We start from the raw sequence: 18,214 nt of genomic DNA, 5'->3' as shown, positions 1-18,214 counted from the left end.
CATGGCCGTACCCGCGGCGGACGTCAAGGCCGCCCAGGCCCTCCCGCTCGAAGCGGTCGCGCGACGGCGCCGCTTCCGGTTCCTGACCGGCGGCAAGACGGTCACCGGGCTCGCCGTCATCGTCTTCTTCCTGGTGATCGCGGTCATCGGGGACTGGATCGCGCCGTACGACCCGTCGGCGCGCAGCAGCGACCTGCTGCAGTCGCCGTCGGCGCGGCACTGGTTCGGCACCACCCACCTCGGCCAGGACATCTTCAGCCAGGTCGTGGTCGGCACGCGCAGCGTCATGCTGGTCGGGCTGGCCGCCGGGATCGCGGCGACGATCCTCGCGGTGATCGTCGGCGTGACGTCCGGGTACCTCGGCGGCACGCCGGGGGAGGGCCTGTCCGCACTGTCCAATGTGTTCCTCGTGATTCCCGCCCTGCCGCTGATCATCATCATCGGCAGCGCGGTCCCCACCGGCGGCGACATCCTGGTGGCGGTGATCATCGGCTTCACGTCGTGGGCGTGGGGTGCGCGAGTCCTGCGAGCACAGACGCTCTCGTTGCGGGGCCGCGAATACGTCGAGGCGGCGCGGGCGACCGGCGAATCGACGTGGCGGATCATCTTCTTCGAGATCCTGCCGAACCTGACCGCGGTGATCGCGTCCAGCTTCGTCGGCACGGTGATCTTCGCGGTGATGTCGGAGATCACGCTCGCGTTCGTCGGCGTCTCCGGACTGTCCAACTGGAACTGGGGCACGATCCTGTTCTGGGCGCAGAGCCAGCAGGCCCTCGCCCAGGGCGCGTGGTGGTGGTTCGTGCCGGCCGGGCTGGCGATCGCCATCCTCGGCACGGCGCTGTCCCTGCTCAACTTCGGCATCGACGAGTTCGTCAGCCCGCGGCTGCGCGGCAGCGGCAAGGCGCGTGTCAAGGGCGCCGACGGGCGGACGCATCGGATGCGCGTGGGCTTCACGCCCGTGCTCGGGCGGGAGGAACGGCCATGATGGACCCGGTGCTGGAGATCAAGGGCCTGGACGTCGACTACGGCGTCGGCGCCGAGGCCGTGCGCGCGGTCCGGGATGTGCACCTGACGCTGCACCGCGGCGAAGTCCTCGGCCTGGCCGGGGAAAGCGGCAGCGGCAAGTCCACTTTGGCCTACGGGCTGACGCGGCTGCTCGCGCCACCGGGCGTCATCCGCGGTGGCGAGGTGATCTACCACCCCGCGGACGGCGAGCCTTACGACGTGCTGAAGCTGACGGACAAGCAGCTGCGGGACTTCCGCTGGGCGGAGACGTCCCTCGTGTTCCAGGGCGCGATGAACTCGCTGAACCCGGTGCACAAGGTGGTCACGCAGCTGGTCGACGTCATCAAGGCCCACGAACCGCGGTCGACGAAAGCGGGCCGCGTCGCGCGCGCGAAAGACCTGCTCAAGCTCGTCGGCATCTCGGCCGACCGGCTGGAGGCGTACCCGCACCAGCTGTCCGGTGGCATGCGGCAGCGCGTGATGATCGCGATGGCGCTCGCACTGGAACCGCGCGTGGTCATCATGGACGAGCCGACCACCGCGCTCGACGTCGTGATGCAGCGGCAGATCCTCGGCCAGCTCGTGGAACTGCGGGAGCGGCTGGGCTTTTCGGTCCTGTTCATCACGCACGACCTTTCGCTGCTGGTGGAGTTCTCCGACCGGATCGCGATCATGTACGGCGGCCGGATCGTCGAGCAGGCGCCGGCGGCCGACCTCTACCGGGACGCGCTGCACCCGTACAGCCACGGCTTGCTGAACTCGTTCCCCGCGCTGCGGGGGCCGCGGCGCGAGCTGTCCGGGATCCCCGGATCTCCGCCGGACACGCGCGGGATGCCGTCCGGCTGCGCGTTCCACCCGCGGTGCCCCAAGGCCTTCGAACCGTGCCCCGACCGCGTGCCGCTGCTGGGAACGCCCGGCGACCCGGCGCGCGAGGTGGCGTGCTGGCTGCACCCCGTCGCCGCTCCCTGAACGCCGTCCATCCTGTCCGGTACCTCTGGAGGAGAGCCGCCTTGACCGAGACCACAGCCGTGACCGCCGAGCAGCAGGCGCTGATCGACACCCTGCCGCCGGACTTCCGCTGGGGCGTGGCGACCGCCGCGTACCAGATCGAAGGCGCGGTCTCCGAGGACGGCCGGACACCGTCCATTTGGGACACTTTCTGCAAGGAGCCGTGGGCGATCGACAACAACGACAACGGGGACGTGGCGTGCGACCACTACCACCGGATGCCGTCGGACGTCGCGTTGGTGGGCGAACTGGGTGCGGACACCTATCGGTTTTCCGTGGCGTGGCCGCGAGTTCAGCCGCGCGGAAGCGGCGGCGTCAACGAAGCGGGAATCGGTTTCTACGACCGGCTGGTCGACGAAACGCTGAGCCGCGGCATCACGCCGTGGCCGACGCTCTACCACTGGGACCTCCCGCAGGAGCTGGAGGACGCGGGCGGCTGGCCGGCGCGCGACACGGCGTACCGGTTCGCGGACTACGCGATGCTGGTGTTCGACCGGTTGAAAGATCGGGTGCGGCACTGGACGACGCTGAACGAGCCGTGGTGCTCGGCGATGCACGGGTACGTCCACGGCGTGATGGCGCCGGGACGCCGTGACTTCGCGGCCGGCTTGCACGCGGTGCACCACCTGCTGCTCGGGCACGGGCTCGCGGTGCAGCGGATGCGGGAGGCGGCTCCGGCGGACACGCAGTTCGGCATCACGCTCAACATGAGCACGGCCGACCCGGCGACGGACTCCCCGGAGGACACCCGCGCGGCGCGTCAGGCGGACGGCCTCGGGGTCCGGATCTACCTGGACCCACTGGTCCACGGCCGCTACCCGGCGGACGTCGTCGACGACCTCGCTTCGCGTGGGGTGCGCCTTCCGATCCAGGACGGCGATCTGGCGGCCATTTCGTCCCCGCTGGACTTCCTCGGCGTCAACTACTACTTCGGCCAGCAGTTCTCGGGCGTGGACGAGCACGGCCTGTCGGTGGACGCGGACGGCGTCCCGGCATCGCGGGCGATCCCGTTCGGCGAGCCGACGACGGCGATGGGCTGGGAGATCCTGCCGGGCAAGTTCACGGAGCTGCTGACACGGCTGGGTCGTGACTACCCGGGGCTCCCGATGTACATCACGGAAAACGGCTCGGCGTTCGAGGACGACCCGGACTCGACGGGCTTCGTCCGCGACGACTCACGCACGGCGTACCTGGCATCGCACATCGCGGCCGTCGCGGCGGCCCGCCAGGCGGGGGCGGATGTCCGCGGGTACTTCGCCTGGTCCCTTTTGGACAACTTCGAGTGGGCCTACGGGTACGCGAAGCGGTTCGGGCTGATCCGGGTGGACTACGAGACGCAGCAGCGGACGATCAAGCAGAGCGGGTACTTCTACCGCGACACCGTTCGGCGGGTGCGAGGCAGCTGAACGGCGGTGGGGTGAGCCCCACCACGGTGGCGGTGGCTCACCCCATGGTTCCTCCCGGGGGCTTTCCCTAGCGTCGGACGGAAAGCCGACCCCGGGGGGTAACCGTGACCGTCCAGACCGAGAGCAGACCCGTACCGGCCGGAACGGCGCCGAAGTGGTGGCGGCGACCTTGGGTGGCGCCGCTCGCGCTCGTCGTCGCCGTGTTCCTCGCCTACTCCGTGCCGCCTTACCTCACGCTGGATCCGGCGCGGTCGCGCGTTCCCGCGCCGCCCGGATTCGCCGCGCACTACTGGTTGCTCCTCGCGCACATCTTCTTCGGGACCATCGCCATCGTCGGCGTCATCCTGCAGATCTGGCCGTGGCTGCGGCGGACGCACCCGGTCGCGCACCGGCGGATCGGGCGGGTCTACGTCTTCGCCGGAGCGATTCCCGCCGCCGTGGTGGCGGCCACCATCGGTGCGGTGAGCCCGTTCGGGCCGGTCGTCGCCGCGATCGACGTCGTCGCCGCGCTGTTGTGGCTCTGCTTCACCGTGGCCGGCTGGCGGGCAGGGCGGCAGCGGCGGTTCGCCGACCACCGGAAGTGGATGATCCGCAGTTTCGCGATGACCATGCACACCCTGATGACGCGGGCTCTCTCGCCGCTCGGGTTTTTGCTCGTCATGCCCCGGATCGACGACAAAACCCAGATGATCCTGAGTGCCGCGACGGTTTCCGGCGTGCTGAGCGTCCTGACGTTGCTGCTGCTCAGCCAGTGGTGGCTCGACCGGAAGCCGAAGCCAGCCAGCGGGCGATGATCGTCCGCTGGATTTCCGACGCGCCTTCGTAGATGCGTGGCGCCCGGACCTCGCGGTACAGGTGCTCCAGCAGGTGCCCGCGTCGCAACGCGCGGGCACCGTGGAGCTGGACTGCCGAGTCGACGACGAACTGGGCCGCCTCCGTCGCGAACAGCTTCGCCATCGCCGCCCGGCCGCCGAGGTTCTGCTCGCCCGCGTCGTACGCGCTCGCGGCCGCGTAGACCAGCAGCCGCGCCGCTTCGGTGCGCGTCGCCATTTCGGCCAGTGCGTGGGCCACCGCTTGCTGCTTGATCAACGGGCCACCGAAGGCTTCGCGCGAGCCGGTGTGCGCGACCGTGGCGTCCAGCGCCGCCTGGGCCATGCCGACCGCGAACGCGCCGACGCTCGGGCGGAACAGGTCCAGCGTCCGCATCGCCACGGCGAAACCGCGGTTCTCCTCGCCGAGCAGCTCCTCGCGCCGGACCTCGACGCCGTCGAAGGTGACCGTGCCGATCGGGTGGGGGCTGACCAGGTCCAGGTGCTCGCCGCCGAGGCCGGGCCGGTCGGCGGGGACGACGAACGCGCTCACCCCGCGGGAACCCGCGTCCGGTGTCGTGCGCGCGAACACCGTGTAGAAGTCGGCTTCGGGAGCGTTGGAGATCCACATCTTTTCGCCGGTGAGGCGCCAGCCGTCGCCGTCGCGTTCCGCCGCCAGCGACAGCGCCGCCGCATCGGAACCGGCGTCCGGCTCGGTCAGCGCGAACGCCGCCACCGCGTCGCCCGCCGCCACCGCGGGCAGCCACCGCGCCACCTGTTCGTCCTGTCCGGACTGGAGGACCGGGTAGCTTCCCAAGCCCTGCAACGCCAGCGCCGTCTCAGCCTCGGTGCTCACCGTGGCGAGGTTCTCGCGCAGGATGCACAGGTCCGTCGCGGCCGCTTGCCTCGTCGGCTTCCCCGAAGCGACTCCGGGAAACAGCCGTGCGAGCAGGCCGAGCGCGCCCATCGCCTTGAGCAGCGGGCGGTTCACCGCACCCTCCACACCGGACTCGGCGAGGGGGAGCAGCTGCTCGGTCGCCAGCCGTCGCACTTCGGCGGCGAACGCCTGCTGAGACGGGTCCAGGCTGAAGGTCATGACGAAGCTCCTGGTCGCCAACGGGCATGGGCGGTCCCGGCCGGACCTGACCGGACGAGGTCGAGACGTGGCTCCGGCCCGTCGGAGCGGCCCGTCTGCGGCTTGCGGCTGCCCGCGGCGAACGGCTTCGGCCACGCCATCGGGTAGCCCTGCTCGGCCGCGGCGTGCAACGTCCACTGTGGATCGTAGAGGTGCGTGCGGCCGAGCGCGCAGAGGTCCGCGCGGCCGGCCAGGATGAGCGAATTGACGTCGTCGTACGACGAAATCGCGCCGACCGCGATCACCGCGATCCCGTACTCCTCGCCGATTTCGTTGCGGATCCGGTCGGCGTACGGTGTCTGGTAGCTGCGGCCGTACTGCGGGCTTTCCTCGCTGACGACCTGGCCGGTCGAGACGTCGATGCCCGCGGCGCCGTGGGCGGCGAACGCCCGCGCGATCTCGACGGCGTCGTCGGCGTCGATGCCACCCTCGCACCAGTCGGTCGCCGAGATCCGGACGGTCATCGGCCGTTCGGCGGGCCAGGCCGCACGGACCGCGTCGAAGACCTCCAAGGGGAACCGCAGCCGGTTCTCGAGCGAGCCGCCGTAGGAATCCGTGCGGTGGTTGGTCAGCGGCGAGAGGAACGACGACAGCAGATAGCCGTGGGCGCAGTGCAGTTCGAGGACGTCGAACCCGGCCCGGGCGGCGGCTTCGGCACAGGCGACGAATTGCGAGCGGATCTCCGCCAGGTCCGTTGTGGACAGTTCGCGCGGGACCTGGTTCCGCTCGGAGTACGGCAGCGCCGAGGGGGCGCATACCTCCCAATTTCCCGAAGGTAGTGGTTCGTCGATACCGTCCCACATGAGCTTCGTCGAACCCTTGCGGCCGGAGTGTCCCAACTGGACACCGATCCGCGCGGGCGTCTGCGCGTGGACGAAGTCGACGATCCGCTTCCACGCCGCTTCCTGCTCCGGCGTGTACAGCCCGCCGCAGCCGGGCGTGATCCGGCCTTCGGGGGAGACGCAGACCATCTCGGTCATCACCAGCCCGGCGCCGCCGAGTGCCTTGCTGCCCAGGTGCACCAGGTGGAAGTCGCCCGGCGCGCCGTCCACCGCGGAGTACATGTCCATCGGGGACACGATGATCCGGTTCGGCAGTTCCAGCGAGCCGAGCTTGAACGGCTGGAACATCGGCGGCCGCGACGTCGTCCCGAGCGAGCGGGCGAACCAGTGGTCGAGCTCGGCCGCGAACTCGGGATCGCGCAGGCGCAGGTTGTCGTAGGTGACGCGGCGGCTGCGCGTGAGGATGTTGAACGCGAACTGCGGCGGCTCCTGGTGGGCGTACTGCGCGATGTTCTCGAACCACTCCAGGCTCGCCTGCGCCGCGCGCTGCGTCGACGTGACGACCGGTCGCCGTTCCAGCTCGTAGGCTTTCAAGGCCGCCGCGACGCCTTCGTTTTCGTGCAGGCAGGCGGCCAGCGCGAGGGCGTCCTCCATGGCCAGCTTCGTGCCCGAGCCGATCGAGAAGTGCGCGGTGTGCGCGGCGTCGCCGAGGAGGACGACGTTGTCGTGCACCCACGTCTCGCACCGGACCGTGCCGAACGAGACCCACTTCGAGTTGTTCGCCATGATCCGGTGCCCGCCCAGGACGTCGGCGCACAGCTCGCGGATCAGCGCGATCGACTTCTCGTCGCTCTGCCCTGGCGGCAGCGACGCCGCCGCGATCGGCCCGAACGACCGCTGCCAGACATCCTCCTGGACCTCCAGGATGAACGTGCTGCCGTCGCGGCCGTACGGGTAGCCGTGGATCTGCATGATCCCGGCCGGCGTCTCGAGGACGTAGAACTTGAAGGCGTCGAAGACCAGGTCCGTACCGAGCCAGATGTACCGGCACCGGCGGGTCTCGACGCTCGGGCGGAACGTCTCGGCGTACCGGGCCCGCATCGCCGAGTTGACGCCGTCGGCGGCGACGACCAGGTCGTACCCCGACAGGTCGGCCGGTGCTTCCTCCCGGAAGTGCAGCCCGACGCCGAGTTCGGCGCAGCGGCTCTGGAGGATGCCGAGCAGGCGCTTGCGGCTCATCGCCGCGAAGCCGTGCCCGCCCGAGGTGGTGACCGTGCCGCGGTAGTGGACGTCGATGTCGTCCCAGCGCGCGAACTCCGCCCGCATCGCGTCGTGCACCGCCGCGTCGGCGTGCTCGATGCCGCCGAGCGTCTCGTCGGAGAACACGACGCCGAACCCGAAGGTGTCGTCCGGCGCGTTGCGCTCCCAGACGGTGATGTCGTGGCCCGGACCGAGCTGTTTCACGAGCGCGGCGAAGTACAGACCCGCCGGGCCGCCACCGATGACCGCGATTCGCACGCCGTCGATGGTATGTCGTCGCCCGCACGATCGTCAATAAGACGAAAGATGGCGTACGGTGTCCCGCATGGAACGCATCAACCCGCCGGAGCTGGGCAAGCCGTCCGGGTTCTCGCACGCGGTGGTGGCCGACGGCCGGGTCGTCTTCCTCGCCGGGCAGACGGCGCTGGACGCGTCGAACAAGATCGTCGGAGACGGCGTCGTCGAGCAGTTCGAACGCGCGCTCGGCAACCTCCTGACGTCGCTGCGCGCGGCGGGCGGGTCCCCGTCGGATTTGTGCAGCGTGACGATCTACATCGTCGACATGGCGGACTACCGCGCCCACGCACGCGAGATCGGCGCTGTTTGGCGGCGGCTCGCGGGCACGGAGTACCCGGCGATGGCGGGCATCGGCGTCGACCGGCTCTGGGACGAGGAGGCGCTGGTCGAGGTCCAGGGCTTCGCGGTGCTCAGCCGAAGTTGATCGACTTGGCGACGTACGCGCGGGCCGGTGTCTCCAGCTGTGCGTGCAGCTCGAAGAACAGCTCGGCCGCGCGGATCCCGGACCAGTCGCGGGGCAGGAACTCCGCGGGCAGGCCGGGGTCGAGGTAGGGCATCCGCCGCCAGCCCGTCAGCACGCGGACGTAGTCGGCGAAGGCCTCCTGGTCGTCCGCCGACTTGCGGCGCTGCCAGCGGCGCAGTGCCGGGCCGTGCTCGTCGAGGAAGGTCGTGTACAGCTCGTTCAGCCGGTCGAGGTCCCACCAGTCGCGGACCTTCGCCGCGATGTCGCCGAACGCGAGGTGGTCGGCGCGGAACAGGTCGGCGTACTCGGCCAGGCCGAGCCGGGTCAGCGCTTCTTCGGTCGCCGCGTGGAGGTGCGCCGGGGCGATCCAGACGCCGGATGCCGCCGTCCCGAAGCCCATCCGGGCGAGCTGGGTCCGCAGGAGGTGGCGCTTGTGGCGTTCGGTCTCGGGTACCGAGAACACCGCGAGCAGCCAGCCGTCGGCCGGGGTGGCGCGCTCGCGGCGGAAGATCCGCTCGTCACCCTCGCGCAGGATCTCCCGCGCCTCGTCGGACAGCTCGTACCCCGCCGTCGCGTCGCGACGCACCGCTTCGAGGATGCCGCGCCGCTTCAGCCGCGAGATCGACGAACGCACCGCGGGCTCGTCGACGCCGACGGCCGCGAGCAGGTCGATCAGCGAGGCGACCGACAGCCAGCCGCCTTCGGTGCGCGAGTAGAGGCCGTACACCGTCACGATGAGCTGACGAGGCTGCGCGGCCCGGCCGGAGCCGTCCAGTTCGGTTGCCTCGGGTACGGCCGTCATCGCGCCACAATAACAACAGACGCGGCGAACGCTCCGCTACGATTTCGCCGCGATGCTGCCAGCCACCAAGGGGATCTTCGACCGGCTCACCCGCCGGGGCCGCCTGATGACCAAGCGGACCTGCGACCGGCAGGGCCACGTCATCCGGAACGGCCGCTTTCTCTTCCGGACGCCGACCGCGTGGGAGTACGCCGCCGCGGTCGCCTGCGGCAGTGACCGGGCCGCGCAGCGCTGGCTCGGCTGGCAGCGCGACTCGATCGTGGCCGAGCCGGCGCGGGCGGACGCGCTGCGCGTGGTGCCCGGCACCGGCCCGGACTGGGTGTCGCCCGATCCACAGTCACTCGACCTGGTGATGATCGACGTCGAGGCCCATCGCTGCGTCGGACTGGTAAGCGTGCACACCGGCGAGGACGGCGGCCCGGAGACCGGCGGCTACCTCGCCCCGGACTACCGCGGCCGCGGCCACGGGCGGGTGCTCTTCGCGGCCGGCCTGACACTGGCGCACGACCACCTGGGCCTGTCGCGGGTGCGCGCGGGCGCGGAGGTGGGCAACGTCGCGAGCGCGCGGTCGCTGCAGGCGGCGGGACTCGTCCGCGTCGCCGGCCCGCCGACGTACCGGCTGCCGGACGGCCGCGTCACCGAGGCGTGGTGGTTCCAGCACGACGTCCCGCGGCCGACGCAGTGCGCCGGACCGCAGGCGACGTGGTTCCCCGCGTCGCCGATCCTCTGACACTTCGGTCCCGGCCGACGTTTTCCGCGGCTACTTTCGGCGCATGACATCGCTTTCCGCTCCGGTTCCGCCCGTGCCTTCCGACGTTCCCGCGGGCAGCATCGCCTGGTTGCGCGCGTCGGTGGCCCGTTTCAGCAACGGCTCCGACCACGTCCGGCGTCGCGCGCTCGCGGTCGACGCCCTGGCGCTGGTCGACGTGGATTCGTTGCGAGATAAGGCTTTCGCCCGTACGCACCAGATCATGACGAGTGTCGATGTCGTCGACGTGATGGCCGAGATCGCGCGGCCGGTGCCGGTCGGCGTGCTCGCGGAGGCGCTGGGCCTGCCGGACGTCTCGGCCGACGTGACCCCGGTCGCGGCCGCGTACCACCCGCACGTCACGCCCGGCGCTGACGCCGAAGCCGCGTTGACACGGCTGATCGCGGTCTGCGGCGGGCCGACCGAACTCGCGGCGGCGCGGATCGGCCTGCTCGTCCAGGCCTGCGACGCCACGGCGGGGCTCATCGGCAACGGGCTTTCCGCGTCGCTGACCGGAAAACCCGCCGAACAGCCGGTGTTGCGCACGCGCCGCCGCATCGACGGCGAAGACGTCACCGTGTCGCTGGCGGGAACGCCGTTCGGTGCCGGACCCCGGGAATGCCCGGGCTCGCGGCACGCGACCGCCCTCGCGACCGGCGTTCTCGAGGCGTTGCGCGGGTTTCGCCTGACGGAAACGGAAACGACGTGGGTGTCTTCGCCGAATCTCCGGATGCCCGCGGTGCTGCGGGTGACCCGCGGCTGAACCGCGAAGGGGTTCTGCTAAGACTTACCGCGTTCATCTTCTTGGGGGAAGGTCGGAAATTGCTGTACTTCGATGGCCTGCTCGGCTTCGTCACGCTCGGACTGTGGATCTTCTGCCTGGTCGACGTGATCACGACGGACGAATCGTCCTGCCGCAACATGCCGAAGGGGCTGTGGCTGCTGGTCGTGCTGGTGCTGCCGCTGATCGGCTCGATCGTCTGGCTGGTCGCGGGCCGTCCGCAGCAGGTGACGCGGGCACGCGCGCCGTACGAGCGGAACGCGCCGGCGTTCCCGGAGTACGACCGTCCGGGCCGCTTCGCGGCGACGAGCCCGGAGGACGACGAAGAGTTCCTCCGCAAGTGCCGCGAACGCGCCGAGGCACAGCGCAAGATGGCCCGCGAAAAGCGCGGCGACGAATAACGCCGTGTCGACCGCTCAATCACGCGTGTCGACCTTCCCATCACGCGTGTCGACCCTTCCGGTCGGGCATCGCCCGTGATTGAAGGGGCATCACGCGTGATCAGAGGGGCATCACGCGTGATTGGGGGGACGACACGGCGTCAGCAGGCGGGGCCTTCGCAGGTGCCGCGTTCGTACGCTTCCAGGGTGGTGATCACCAGGCGGCGCTCGGCCGGGGTCAGCGGCGTCAGGGCGTCGGCCCACGCCTTCGCGCCGCGGGCCAGCCAGGCGTCGACCGCCGGGCGCTTGTCCTCGGCGATGCTGACGATCGTGCGGCGCCGGTCGGCCGGGTCCTCGTCGCGGTTCAGGACGCCCTGGCGGCTGAGGTCGCCGATCATCAGGCTCGCCGTCGTCGGCGCGACCTGCAGGCGGGTGGCCAGCTCGGTGACCGTCATCGGGCCGTCGAACAGCAGGTAGGACAGCAGCGAGAGGTGTCGCGGCGCCAGCGTGCAGCCGTTCAGCTCCTCGGGCACCGGCGTGCGCTTCGCACGGCCGACCAGGCGCGGCATGAGCAGCAGGAGCTGACGCACGCCGTCCTCGACACTCGGACCGGCCTCCGTTGACACCACTCACCTCCCGTCGGTAGTTTTGTTTGCAAAGCAAACACTCCACTCGAGCGTACCTCGCGCTGCTCGAGCCTACCGGCCAGAAACAAGGGGATCCCATGACCACACCAGCCGACATGAACGAGTTCAACAAGCAGATCGTCGAAGAGTTCCGTGCCAACGACGGCAAGGTCGGCGGCATGTTCGAGGGCAAGAACGTGCTCCTCCTCACCACGATCGGGGCGAAGAGCGGCGAAGAGCGCCTGTCGCCGCTGGCCTACACCCGGGACGGCGACCGCTACGTCGTCGCCGCGTCCATGGGTGGCGCGCCGAAGAACCCGGCCTGGTACCACAACCTCATCGCGAACCCGAAGGTCACCGTCGAGGTCGGCACCGAGAAGTTCGAGGCCACGGCCACCGTGATCGCCGACCGCGCCGAGCGCGACCGCCTCTACGCGGGCATGATCGCGCACGCCGAGGGCTTCGCCGAATACGAGACGAAGACCACGCGGCTCATCCCGGTCGTCGTCCTCGAGCGCTAGGAAACGGAGGCGGGCTGGGGCTCGGGCTCGACACGCGGCCCAGCAGGCTCCCGGGCCGCCTCCCGCTCCGCACGCCGCGCCTCCTTGCGGGCGATGATCCGCTTGCCGACGTCGATCAGCGGCTTCTCCACCCAGCGGTGGATCAGGTCCGCGATGGCCAGCGCGACCAGGAACACCACCACCGCGGTCGTGGTGTGGTTCCGCCCCAGCCCGGGCACCGCCAGGATGACGACGAAGTGCACCGGCCCCTGCAGCAGGTACAGCGAGTACGACCGCTCGCCGACGAACCGCATCGGCGCCGTCCCCAGCAGCCAGCGCAGCGGGCCCGGGCTCACCAGCACGACCAGCAGCAGCATCGTCGCGACCGCGTACGCCACGAGCAGCCAGAGGTTCATCCGCGTGGCGTGCCACAGGCTGTCGAGGTTCGTGTGGAACACGAGGAACCCGCCCACGACCGGGATCGCGGCCAGCGGGTGCGTCAGCGGCTTGAGCAGCGCGAATCCCCGCCGGTAGTGCATGAGGATCGCGAGCAGGCAGCCGGCCGCCAGGATGAAGTAGTGCACGGTCGAGCGGTAGATCGGCACGTTCGCGCCGTTCAGCAGCCAGCCGCCGGTGGTCACCGGCACCAGCGCCAGCAGGATCACCATCGCGGCCCCGACCAGCAGGAACTTGCGCTTCGCCGCGCCGATCCCGATCGCCACCAGCAGGAACGGCCAGACCAGGTAGAACTTCTCCTCGATGCCCAGCGTCCACGAGCCGCTGAAGAAGTTGTCCGTGCCGTTGGTGAACGACGGCAGGAACTCGTTGAGGAACGTCAGGTAGAACCGCAGCGCGTTGGGGAAGTCGCGGTCGTGGAACTCGCCGCGCAGCAGCACGAACGCGACGATCCCGCCGAGGATGACCAGGTACGGCGGCAGGATCCGGAAGACCCGCCGGATGTAGAAGTTGGACAGCGAGATCCGGCCGGTCCGGTCCTGCTCGCGCAGCAGCAGCGTGGTGATCAGGAACCCGGACAGCACGAAGAAGATGTAGACGCCGACCCAGCCCGACAGCCACGTCCAGTTCGGACCGCCGAAGTGGAAGAAGATGACCATCGTCGCGGCCAGCGCGCGCAGGCCGTCGAGGCCGGGGAACCGTCTTTGGCCGAGATAGTCCTCGTGGCTCATCGTGCGCAAGGCGGTTCCCCCGTCGGTGTGATCGTCGGACGGGAGTATATGACCGCCCATTTCTCCGCCTGGGCTCGGCTTCACCCCGCCAGGTGAGGCGCCGGAAACACGTTCCCCGAGTCGTGGCGGCGCTTGATCTCCTGAAGCCTTCGAAGATCCGTAGCCGAAAAAACGCTCTCCGCGACCTCCGATGGCGCGTGTTCGCCGTACACGAACGGCAGCAACCGGCCGGTCGTCCACGGCGCCAGCGCGTCGAACAGCTTCGCGTGCGCGCGCCGGACGGCCGCGACGCCGTCGTCGCCGACCATCGACAAGGCGCGGACGACGTACTCGGCCGAACTGTCCCAGCCCACCCCCGGCGTCTCCGGCTTCCGGGCGAGCGCGCCGCCCAGCCGGTCGACGATCAGGACCGGCGGCGTGGCCGCGCCCGGGCCGGCGTGCTCGAGGACCGCGTCGAGCATGGCGTCGTTCAGCTGGGAGACGGTCGCGTTGGTGCCGTGGTAGCCGTGCGGCTGCCGTGGCTCGGCCGCGATCGACCCGGACTCGGTGAACGGCATGGCCCGGAGCGTGTCCGCCAGCGTGGGCGCGGCGGCCCGCAGCGGCGCGACGAGCTCGTCGCCGTCCTCGCCGAGGTAGGCGATCCGGACCTGCGCGATGTGCCGTCCGCGCAGGGGTTCGGGCACCATCGGCAGGTCGGGGTACTGGATCATGGCGACCGACGTCGCCAGCGTGTCCGGTGCGGCCGCCGACCAGGTTCGCCAGGCCCGCAGCGCCGCCGGGACGTCGGCGGTGTCGAAGGTGAGGCTGCCGCCGTAGAGCCGGGCCACCGGGAAGAGGGCGAACTCGATCGCCGTGACGATGCCGAAGCCGTCGCGGCCGCCGCGCAGCGCCCAGAACAGGTCCGAGCCCGGCTCGACGCGCCGGAGCTCGCCGTCGGCGGTCACGACGTCGAGCGCGCGGACGTGGTCGGCGGCGCGGCCGTAGCGGCGAGCCATCAGCCCGAAGCCGCCGCTGAGGGTGTAGCCGACGACGCCGACGTCCGGCGACGAGCCGCTGAGCGGCGCCAGGCCGTGCTTCCCGGCGGCGTCGATCACGGCCTCCCAGCGCACGCCGGCTTCGACCCTGGCGGTTTTCGCGCCGGGGTCGATTTCCACCCCGGTCATCCGGCGGGTGCTGATCAAGAGACCGTCGGTGCCGGCGGTCAAGCCGTGCCCGGTGGCCTGGACCGAGACGGACAGCCGGTGCTCGGTCGCGTACCGCACGGCGGCGACGACGTCCTCGGCGCTTTCGGCGGCGACGACGGCCGCGGGCGAGCTCGGCACCGCCGTCTGGAATCCGGCGACTTCTTCGGCGTAACTGTCCTGACCTGGGTGAAGGATGTTCATTTCGGCTCCTTTCGTTCGCTGCTTCCAGCTTCGGGCACAGTCGATCAGAAGTCCAAGATCTGGTTTTTCTCCTTATTAGAATCAACGCTTATGGAACTTCATCAGCTCGCGTACTTCGTCGCCGTCGCCGAGGAAGGCAACTTCACGCGCGCGGCGGAACGGCTGCACGTGGCCCAGCCCGGGGTGAGTGCGCAGGTCAAACGCCTCGAGCGCGAGCTGGGGCAGGAGCTGCTGGACCGCTCGGGCCGGACGGTCCGGCTCACCGACGTCGGCGCCGCCGCGCTGCCGCACGCCCGGGCTGCGCTCGCGGCGGTGCAGGGCGTCCGCGAAGCCGTCGAGGAGCTGGCCGGGCTCGTCCGCGGCCAGGTCGCGATCGGCGCCGTGACGTCCGCCGGCCCGGTCGGGCTGCCGGACCTCCTCGCCGGTTTCCACGGGCGGTACCCGGCCGTGGAGATCACGCTCTCGGAAGCCAACTCCGACGTGATGCTCGCGGCCCTGCGCGAAGGACGTCTGGACCTCGCGGTCGTGGGCCTCGCGACGGACCCGCCGCCGGGGATCGCGACGCAGGTGCTGCTCGACGAGCCGTTCCTTGCGGTCACGGCGCCCGCCGGTCCGCTGGCCGATCGGACGGCGGTCGGCCTCCCCGAACTGGGTGAAGTTCCGCTGATGGCCCTGCCGAAGGGGACGGGCCTGCGCACGGCGTTGGACGCCGCCTTCGCGAGGGAGGGACGGACGCCGCGGATCGCCTTCGAGGCCGCCGACCCGAACGTCCTGGTCCAGCTCGCGATGCGGGGGCTCGGCGTCGCCGTCGTGCCGGAGTCGCTGGCCCGGTACCACCAGGCCGACCTGCGGATCGTCGACATCGCCGGGGCCGGGCTGCGCGGCGTGCTGGCGCTGGCGTGGCGGACCGAGGGGCCGCTCAGCCCGGCCGCGCGCGCGTTGATCGCGTTCGCCCGGGCGGCTTACCACTCTTGACACATCGTCAACAGCGTCGTTCCCTTGGATCAAGGAGGTGCGCTGATGACCGAGAACGCCCTTCGTGACGCCGTAGTCGGCGCCGGACTGCTGGCCGGGAGCGCGAACGTCGTCATGCAGCTGGCCCGGCGCCCCGTCGGGTATGGCGTCGTCGAGAGCCGGGTGGAGACCGGGAACCTGTTCCGCCACCCGGTCAAGCGGACGCGGACCACGCTGACCTACCTGTCGGTCGCGCTCCTGGGCACCGACGCCGAGCGCGCGGCCTACCGGCAGGGCGTCAACCGGGCCCACGCGCAGGTGCACTCGACGGCGTCGAGCCCGGTCGCCTACAACGCTTTCGACACGGACCTGCAGCTGTGGGTTGCGGCCTGTCTGTACAAGGGCATCGAAGACACCAACGCGGCCTTCTTCGGCAGCGACGCGTCGTGCTTCTACCGCGAAGCCGCGGTGCTCGGCACGACGCTGCAGGTCCGGCCGGAGATGTGGCCCGATGACCGCGACGCGTTCGAGAAGTACTGGACGGCAGGGGTCGCCGAGGTGCGCATCGACGACACCGTGCGGCGCTATCTGCGCGCGGTGGTCGACCTGGAGTTCCTGCCCCGGCCCGTGTCCGCCGTCCTCGGCCCGTTCAACCGCTTCGTGACGACCGGGTTCCTGCCGCCGCGGTTCCGCGACGAGATGCGGCTGCCCTGGTCGGACCGGTCCCAGCGCCGGTTCGACACGCTCATGCGCTTGGTCGGCGCGGTGGTCCTGCGCACTCCGGGGCCGCTGCGGCGGTTCCCCTTCAACTTCTGTCTCCGGGATCTCCGCCGGCGGCTGCGCACCGGACGTCCGCTCGTTTGAGAGTTGACCGCTTCGCGCGGGGGCGCGAAGGTGGGCCGATGAGCGACAAGCCAGCGGCGCGAAGCGCCTCCGTTGAGGGCGGTGGTGGGGAAGAAGGTCGGGTGGTCAGGCACGGCGTCAAGCTGAGCAGTCTCGACCAGGAGGTCTTCCCGGGCGCGGCGGCCACCAAGCGCGAGCTGCTCGACTACCTCGAAGCGGTGGCCGACCGGATGCTGCCGGAGCTGCGCGACCGGCCGCTGACCGTGCTGCGGGTGCTGCGCGGGCAGGGACCGTTCATGCAGAAGAACCTGCCGAAGTACACGCCGGATTGGGTCGAGCGGGTCACGATGTGGGCCGAGACGTCCAAGCGGGACGTGTCCTACGCGTTGTGCAACGACCTGCGCACGCTGGTGTGGTTCGGCAACCAGCGCGCGATCGAGTACCACACCGCCCTCTTCCGCGGTGACCCCGCGAGCGGGCCGACGCACCTGATCCTGGACCTCGACCCGCCCGAGGACGGCCCGTTTTCGCTGGCCGTCGGCGCCGCGAAGCTGGTGCGCGAAGCGTTGCGCAACGACGGCCTCGACGGTGCGCTGAAGACCAGCGGGTCCAAGGGCGTGCACGTCTTCGTGCCGCTGGCGCCCGGCCAAGCGGTCGAGGACATCGCCGCGGCCACCCGGGCGGTCGCGGCCCGCGCGGAGCGCATCGACCCGGCGCTTGGCACGACCGAGTTCGTCCGGGAACGCCGTGCGGGCAAGGTCTTCCTCGATTCGACCCGGGCCGGCGGGGCGACGGTGGTGTCCGTCTACAGCCCGCGTCACCGGCCGGGGGCGCCGGTCTCGTTCCCGGTCCGCTGGGCCGACGTCGACGGCGTCAAGCCGGGCGACTTCACCGTCCACACGGCCCCGGACCTGCTCGGCGACGGCGACCCGTGGACCGGGGAGATGCCGGAGCCGTTCGTGCTGCCCGCCGACCTGGTCGAAGAGGGCCACACGATCCCGATCGCCCGGGTGGTCGCGATGCACGAGGGCAAACGCCGCGCCCGCGCCGCGCGTGAGTCGGGCTAAGCCGCTTGGTTGTGGCCGTAGCCGAGCGGGCGCCGCAGGGTCGCCCGGGTGAGGTGCACGATCCGCCCGGGAGCCTGCTCGGAGACGCGGTGGCGGGCCAGCCAGACGACGTCCCGGCCGAACGACCACACCAGCGTCGTCAGGGCCACCGCCACCAGGGCGAACGTCGCCGCGAGCGGCAGCAGCCCGGACACCGCGACCACCAGCACCACACCCTGCACCGCGGCCACCGTCTTGCGGGCCATGCTCGGGTACAGCGGCGCGGTCAGCCAGGGCATGGCCCACGAAGCCGCGACGAAGACGTACCGCATCAGGCCGATCGCCAGCACCCACAGCCCGAGCGCGTGGGACACCTGGACGCAGAGCAGGAGGATCAGGAACGCGTCGACCTCCATGTCGAACCGCGCACCGAACTCCGATGCCGTGCCGGTGCGGCGCGCCACCTGGCCGTCGAGACCGTCCAGCAGCAGCGCCACGCCGACCAGCCCGACCAGCCACCAGAGAGAAAAGTCACCCTCGGCGATCAGCTCCGCGGCGCACCCGACGAGCATCGCGCGGGCGAACGTGATCCAGTCCGCCGGCCCGAAGGCGCCGCGGCCGCTGCGGCGCAGGCCCCACTCGGTGAGCAGCACCAGCGCGAGGCCGTAGACGACACCGGTCGCCCAGGCGAGGGGGGTGGAACCGCCCGCGACGACCCCCGCGGCGAGCACCGGCGCCGGCACCACCGCGCGCAGGAGAAGGTCCTGTTTGATCATCGTCGACTCCGCGAATTGCTC

19 protein-coding genes are annotated in these 18,214 nt (G+C 70.8%); 12 read left to right on the top strand and 7 right to left on the bottom strand.

The window, feature by feature from the left end; all coding sequences use genetic code 11:
* Position 1: 1 nt before the first annotated feature.
* From CF165_RS24165 to CF165_RS24150, 4 genes are all read left to right on the top strand, one after another.
* Positions 2 to 985: an ABC transporter permease gene (locus CF165_RS24165; RefSeq protein ID WP_093949820.1), complete on the top strand. Its 984-nt coding sequence runs from the start codon at positions 2 to 4 to the stop codon at positions 983 to 985.
* Positions 982 to 1,974, top strand: coding sequence for an ABC transporter ATP-binding protein (locus tag CF165_RS24160; RefSeq protein WP_167441550.1), 993 nt, complete (start codon positions 982 to 984; stop codon positions 1,972 to 1,974). Before CF165_RS24165 ends, CF165_RS24160 begins: the two co-directional genes overlap by 4 nt.
* Positions 1,975 to 2,015: 41 nt before the next feature.
* Positions 2,016 to 3,419, top strand: coding sequence for a GH1 family beta-glucosidase (locus CF165_RS24155; protein ID WP_093949818.1), 1,404 nt, complete (start codon positions 2,016 to 2,018; stop codon positions 3,417 to 3,419).
* 173 nt (positions 3,420 to 3,592) lie between these two features.
* Positions 3,593 to 4,213, top strand: a complete 621-nt coding sequence (locus tag CF165_RS24150) for a DUF2306 domain-containing protein (RefSeq protein ID WP_093949817.1) — start codon at positions 3,593 to 3,595, stop codon at positions 4,211 to 4,213.
* On the opposite strand, the gene CF165_RS24145 is transcribed toward CF165_RS24150, so the two are convergent.
* Both CF165_RS24145 and CF165_RS24140 read right to left on the bottom strand, forming a co-directional pair.
* The gene (locus tag CF165_RS24145; RefSeq protein ID WP_093949816.1) at positions 4,164 to 5,324 is read right to left on the bottom strand and encodes an acyl-CoA dehydrogenase family protein; all 1,161 of its coding nucleotides are present in this window, start codon (positions 5,322 to 5,324) and stop codon (positions 4,164 to 4,166) included. The two genes, CF165_RS24150 and CF165_RS24145, sit on opposite strands and share 50 nt — an antisense overlap.
* On the bottom strand, positions 5,321 to 7,663 hold the full coding sequence (locus CF165_RS24140) for a bifunctional salicylyl-CoA 5-hydroxylase/oxidoreductase (RefSeq protein WP_093949815.1): 2,343 nt from the start codon (positions 7,661 to 7,663) through the stop codon (positions 5,321 to 5,323). The genes CF165_RS24145 and CF165_RS24140 overlap by 4 nt, the downstream gene beginning before the upstream one ends.
* A gap of 67 nt (positions 7,664 to 7,730) precedes the next feature.
* On the opposite strand from CF165_RS24140, the gene CF165_RS24135 reads away from it, so the two are divergent.
* Positions 7,731 to 8,126: a RidA family protein gene (locus tag CF165_RS24135; RefSeq protein WP_093949814.1), complete on the top strand. Its 396-nt coding sequence runs from the start codon at positions 7,731 to 7,733 to the stop codon at positions 8,124 to 8,126.
* Here CF165_RS24135 and CF165_RS24130 read toward each other — a convergent pair.
* A complete protein-coding gene (locus tag CF165_RS24130) occupies positions 8,113 to 8,967 on the bottom strand; it encodes a PaaX family transcriptional regulator (RefSeq protein ID WP_093949813.1) in 855 nt (284 codons plus the stop codon). The two genes, CF165_RS24135 and CF165_RS24130, sit on opposite strands and share 14 nt — an antisense overlap.
* Before the next feature lie 52 nt (positions 8,968 to 9,019).
* Between CF165_RS24130 and CF165_RS24125 the strand changes: the two genes are divergently transcribed.
* From CF165_RS24125 to CF165_RS24115, 3 genes are all read left to right on the top strand, one after another.
* Positions 9,020 to 9,697: a GNAT family N-acetyltransferase gene (locus CF165_RS24125; RefSeq protein WP_093949812.1), complete on the top strand. Its 678-nt coding sequence runs from the start codon at positions 9,020 to 9,022 to the stop codon at positions 9,695 to 9,697.
* A gap of 121 nt (positions 9,698 to 9,818) precedes the next feature.
* Entirely contained in the window at positions 9,819 to 10,478 is a 660-nt protein-coding gene (locus CF165_RS24120) for a cytochrome P450 family protein (protein WP_093949939.1), read from the top strand.
* A gap of 59 nt (positions 10,479 to 10,537) precedes the next feature.
* A complete protein-coding gene (locus CF165_RS24115) occupies positions 10,538 to 10,897 on the top strand; it encodes a PLDc N-terminal domain-containing protein (RefSeq protein WP_093949811.1) in 360 nt (119 codons plus the stop codon).
* 140 nt (positions 10,898 to 11,037) lie between these two features.
* On the opposite strand, the gene CF165_RS24110 is transcribed toward CF165_RS24115, so the two are convergent.
* Positions 11,038 to 11,502 carry a MarR family winged helix-turn-helix transcriptional regulator gene (locus CF165_RS24110; protein ID WP_093949810.1) on the bottom strand — a complete coding sequence of 155 codons (465 nt, stop codon included), beginning with the start codon at positions 11,500 to 11,502 and terminating at the stop codon, positions 11,038 to 11,040.
* A gap of 98 nt (positions 11,503 to 11,600) precedes the next feature.
* Here CF165_RS24110 and CF165_RS24105 point away from each other — a divergent pair, with 98 nt between their 5' ends.
* Complete coding sequence (locus tag CF165_RS24105; RefSeq protein ID WP_093949809.1) at positions 11,601 to 12,023, top strand: nitroreductase family deazaflavin-dependent oxidoreductase; 423 nt, start codon at positions 11,601 to 11,603, stop codon at positions 12,021 to 12,023.
* Here the strand turns inward: CF165_RS24105 and CF165_RS24100 are convergent.
* Together CF165_RS24100 and CF165_RS24095 are read right to left on the bottom strand one after the other, a co-directional pair.
* A complete protein-coding gene (locus CF165_RS24100) occupies positions 12,020 to 13,189 on the bottom strand; it encodes an acyltransferase family protein (protein WP_205660960.1) in 1,170 nt (389 codons plus the stop codon). The genes CF165_RS24105 and CF165_RS24100 overlap by 4 nt on opposite strands.
* A gap of 80 nt (positions 13,190 to 13,269) precedes the next feature.
* The gene (locus CF165_RS24095) at positions 13,270 to 14,574 is read right to left on the bottom strand and encodes an FAD-binding oxidoreductase (protein ID WP_093949807.1); all 1,305 of its coding nucleotides are present in this window, start codon (positions 14,572 to 14,574) and stop codon (positions 13,270 to 13,272) included.
* A gap of 90 nt (positions 14,575 to 14,664) precedes the next feature.
* Here CF165_RS24095 and CF165_RS24090 point away from each other — a divergent pair, with 90 nt between their 5' ends.
* The 3 genes from CF165_RS24090 to CF165_RS24080 are packed head-to-tail and all read left to right on the top strand — an operon-like array spanning position 14,665 to position 17,438.
* Complete coding sequence (locus CF165_RS24090; RefSeq protein ID WP_093949806.1) at positions 14,665 to 15,549, top strand: LysR family transcriptional regulator; 885 nt, start codon at positions 14,665 to 14,667, stop codon at positions 15,547 to 15,549.
* A gap of 45 nt (positions 15,550 to 15,594) precedes the next feature.
* Positions 15,595 to 16,392, top strand: a complete 798-nt coding sequence (locus CF165_RS24085; RefSeq protein ID WP_093949805.1) for an oxygenase MpaB family protein — start codon at positions 15,595 to 15,597, stop codon at positions 16,390 to 16,392.
* A 38-nt stretch (positions 16,393 to 16,430) separates the two neighbouring features.
* A complete protein-coding gene (locus CF165_RS24080; RefSeq protein WP_240521757.1) occupies positions 16,431 to 17,438 on the top strand; it encodes a DNA polymerase domain-containing protein in 1,008 nt (335 codons plus the stop codon).
* Here the strand turns inward: CF165_RS24080 and CF165_RS24075 are convergent.
* Entirely contained in the window at positions 17,435 to 18,193 is a 759-nt protein-coding gene (locus tag CF165_RS24075; protein ID WP_093949803.1) for a CDP-alcohol phosphatidyltransferase family protein, read from the bottom strand. The two genes, CF165_RS24080 and CF165_RS24075, sit on opposite strands and share 4 nt — an antisense overlap.
* Between the last annotated feature and the right edge of the window lie 21 nt (positions 18,194 to 18,214).

The sequence above is a fragment of the Amycolatopsis vastitatis genome, assembly GCF_002234595.1.
GTDB classification, from domain to species: Bacteria; Actinomycetota; Actinomycetes; order Mycobacteriales; family Pseudonocardiaceae; genus Amycolatopsis; species Amycolatopsis vastitatis.
The sequence above is the reverse complement of the archived record's forward strand: the minus strand, read 5'-3'. Positions and strand labels throughout refer to the sequence as shown.